Source organism: Polaromonas sp. P1_G2 (assembly GCF_056405515.1).
Genome location: NZ_JBFUBY010000884.1, coordinates 1 through 523 on the forward strand (window position 1 = coordinate 1; position 523 = coordinate 523).

At 63.1% G+C, this 523-nt stretch carries 1 protein-coding gene; it reads left to right on the plus strand.

Annotation, left to right across the window (positions count from 1 at the left end; genetic code table 11):
* Positions 1-35 precede the first annotated feature (35 nt).
* On the plus strand, positions 36-523 hold a 488-nt coding region (locus AC1D0P_RS28145), incomplete at its 3' end, for an efflux RND transporter periplasmic adaptor subunit (protein ID WP_477679740.1).

The window sequence follows — 523 nt, forward strand, 5'->3', positions numbered from 1 at the left end:
CCCCCAGGCGGACATTGACGGCGGTATCGATCGCAATGCTGTCCATCGCATTTTTCCCGTCCTATTCGTTGCCGGCGAATGAGCCGGTGGCGACGCCGGCACTGACGGTGAGCACCGTCAAGCCCGAGACGCTGGCCTGGGCGCAGTCGATCCCTGCGAGCGGCTGGCTTGCCGCCTGGCAGGAAGCATCGATCTCGGCCGAAGCCAGCCTGAAGATCGTCGATATCAGGGTCGAGGTCGGCTCGGTGGTCAAGAAGGGCGACGTGCTGGTGCAGTTGGAACAGGCCAGCGTGCTGGCCGACCTGCACAAGCAGGAAGCGGCTGTCGCGACGGCGCAGGCCAATCTCAAGCAAGCGGAGGCGAACGCCGCCCGTGCGCGAAAAGTCAACGGAACCGGTGCGCTCTCCCAACAGCAGATCAACGAATACCTGATCACTGAAGAAACGGCGACGGCTTCGCTTGCATCGGAAAATGCGGCACTCGAAAGCCAGCGCATCAAGCTCGACCAGACGACGATCCGTGC